Annotated in this window: 2 rRNA genes; both read left to right on the plus strand. The window is 51.3% G+C overall.

From position 1 onward, the window contains the following. Positions 1 to 110: 110 nt before the first annotated feature. Positions 111 to 3004, plus strand: a 23S ribosomal RNA gene (locus CKW26_RS29220). Between the two features lie 151 nt (positions 3005 to 3155). Beyond that, positions 3156 to 3271: ribosomal RNA gene (rrf, locus tag CKW26_RS29225) — 5S ribosomal RNA — on the plus strand. Positions 3272 to 3317 lie beyond the last annotated feature (46 nt).

Below are 3317 nucleotides of genomic sequence, written 5' to 3' on the forward strand. Positions count from 1 at the left end.
CACGGTAGCGGATCAGGCTAAGGTAAAATTTGTGAGTTCTCTTAGTTGAGAAATTCGAATTTTCGGCGAATGTCGTCTTCACAGTATAACCAGATTGCTTGGGGTTATATGGTCAAGTGAAGAAGCGCATACGGTGGATGCCTTGGCAGTCAGAGGCGATGAAAGACGTGGTAGCCTGCGAAAAGCTTCGGGGAGTCGGCAAACAGACTTTGATCCGGAGATGTCTGAATGGGGGAACCCAGCCATCATAAGATGGTTATCTTGTACTGAATACATAGGTGCAAGAGGCGAACCAGGGGAACTGAAACATCTAAGTACCCTGAGGAAAAGAAATCAACCGAGATTCCCTTAGTAGTGGCGAGCGAACGGGGACTAGCCCTTAAGTGGCTTTGAGATTAGCGGAACGCTCTGGAAAGTGCGGCCATAGTGGGTGATAGCCCTGTACGCGAAAATCTCTTAGTCATGAAATCGAGTAGGACGGAGCACGAGAAACTTTGTCTGAATATGGGGGGACCATCCTCCAAGGCTAAATACTACTGACTGACCGATAGTGAACTAGTACCGTGAGGGAAAGGCGAAAAGAACCCCGGAGAGGGGAGTGAAATAGATCCTGAAACCGTATGCGTACAAGCAGTGGGAGCAGACTTTGTTCTGTGACTGCGTACCTTTTGTATAATGGGTCAGCGACTTATTTTCAGTGGCGAGCTTAACCGAATAGGGGAGGCGTAGCGAAAGCGAGTCTTAATAGGGCGTCTAGTCGCTGGGAATAGACCCGAAACCGGGCGATCTATCCATGGGCAGGTTGAAGGTTGGGTAACACTAACTGGAGGACCGAACCGACTACCGTTGAAAAGTTAGCGGATGACCTGTGGATCGGAGTGAAAGGCTAATCAAGCTCGGAGATAGCTGGTTCTCCTCGAAAGCTATTTAGGTAGCGCCTCATGTATCACTGTAGGGGGTAGAGCACTGTTTCGGCTAGGGGGTCATCCCGACTTACCAAACCGATGCAAACTCCGAATACCTACAAGTGCCGAGCATGGGAGACACACGGCGGGTGCTAACGTCCGTCGTGAAAAGGGAAACAACCCAGACCGTCAGCTAAGGTCCCAAAGTTATGGTTAAGTGGGAAACGATGTGGGAAGGCTTAGACAGCTAGGAGGTTGGCTTAGAAGCAGCCACCCTTTAAAGAAAGCGTAATAGCTCACTAGTCGAGTCGGCCTGCGCGGAAGATGTAACGGGGCTCAAACCATACACCGAAGCTACGGGTATCACCTTCGGGTGATGCGGTAGAGGAGCGTTCTGTAAGCCTGTGAAGGTGAGTTGAGAAGCTTGCTGGAGGTATCAGAAGTGCGAATGCTGACATGAGTAACGACAATGGGTGTGAAAAACACCCACGCCGAAAGACCAAGGTTTCCTGCGCAACGTTAATCGACGCAGGGTTAGTCGGTCCCTAAGGCGAGGCTGAAAAGCGTAGTCGATGGAAAACAGGTTAATATTCCTGTACTTCTGGTTATTGCGATGGAGGGACGGAGAAGGCTAGGCCAGCTTGGCGTTGGTTGTCCAAGTTTAAGGTGGTAGGCTGAGATCTTAGGTAAATCCGGGATCTTAAGGCCGAGAGCTGATGACGAGTGTTCTTTTAGAACACGAAGTGGTTGATGCCATGCTTCCAAGAAAAGCTTCTAAGCTTCAGGTAACCAGGAACCGTACCCCAAACCGACACAGGTGGTTGGGTAGAGAATACCAAGGCGCTTGAGAGAACTCGGGTGAAGGAACTAGGCAAAATGGCACCGTAACTTCGGGAGAAGGTGCGCCGGTGAGGGTGAAGGACTTGCTCCGTAAGCTCATGCCGGTCGAAGATACCAGGCCGCTGCGACTGTTTATTAAAAACACAGCACTCTGCAAACACGAAAGTGGACGTATAGGGTGTGACGCCTGCCCGGTGCCGGAAGGTTAATTGATGGGGTTAGCTAACGCGAAGCTCTTGATCGAAGCCCCGGTAAACGGCGGCCGTAACTATAACGGTCCTAAGGTAGCGAAATTCCTTGTCGGGTAAGTTCCGACCTGCACGAATGGCGTAACGATGGCGGCGCTGTCTCCACCCGAGACTCAGTGAAATTGAAATCGCTGTGAAGATGCAGTGTATCCGCGGCTAGACGGAAAGACCCCGTGAACCTTTACTATAGCTTTGCACTGGACTTTGAATTTGCTTGTGTAGGATAGGTGGGAGGCTTTGAAGCGTGGACGCCAGTTCGCGTGGAGCCATCCTTGAAATACCACCCTGGCAACTTTGAGGTTCTAACTCAGGTCCGTTATCCGGATCGAGGACAGTGTATGGTGGGTAGTTTGACTGGGGCGGTCTCCTCCTAAAGAGTAACGGAGGAGTACGAAGGTGCGCTCAGACCGGTCGGAAATCGGTCGTAGAGTATAAAGGCAAAAGCGCGCTTGACTGCGAGACAGACACGTCGAGCAGGTACGAAAGTAGGTCTTAGTGATCCGGTGGTTCTGTATGGAAGGGCCATCGCTCAACGGATAAAAGGTACTCCGGGGATAACAGGCTGATACCGCCCAAGAGTTCATATCGACGGCGGTGTTTGGCACCTCGATGTCGGCTCATCACATCCTGGGGCTGAAGCCGGTCCCAAGGGTATGGCTGTTCGCCATTTAAAGTGGTACGCGAGCTGGGTTTAGAACGTCGTGAGACAGTTCGGTCCCTATCTGCCGTGGACGTTTGAGATTTGAGAGGGGCTGCTCCTAGTACGAGAGGACCGGAGTGGACGAACCTCTGGTGTTCCGGTTGTCACGCCAGTGGCATTGCCGGGTAGCTATGTTCGGGAAAGATAACCGCTGAAAGCATCTAAGCGGGAAACTTGCCTCAAGATGAGATCTCACTGGAACCTTGAGTTCCCTGAAGGGCCGTCGAAGACTACGACGTTGATAGGTTGGGTGTGTAAGCGCTGTGAGGCGTTGAGCTAACCAATACTAATTGCCCGTGAGGCTTGACCATATAACACCCAAGCAATTTGCGTCGAAGAGACCAGATTGCGGTGTGTGAAGACGAAACGAACCGAAAGTTCGATGTTCACAAACACCGAAAGCTATCACATACCCAATTTGCTGAAGCGAGGCCATTTGGCCACGACTCAGTACCCGAATTTCTTGACGACCATAGAGCGTTGGAACCACCTGATCCCATCCCGAACTCAGCAGTGAAACGATGCATCGCCGATGGTAGTGTGGGGTTTCCCCATGTGAGAGTAGGTCATCGTCAAGATTAAATTCCGAAACCCCAATTGCGAAAGCAGTTGGGGTTTTGTTTT

Origin of the sequence: Pseudomonas sp. Irchel s3h9 (assembly GCF_900187475.1) — a bacterium.
GTDB lineage: Bacteria > Pseudomonadota > Gammaproteobacteria > Pseudomonadales > Pseudomonadaceae > Aquipseudomonas > Aquipseudomonas neuropathica.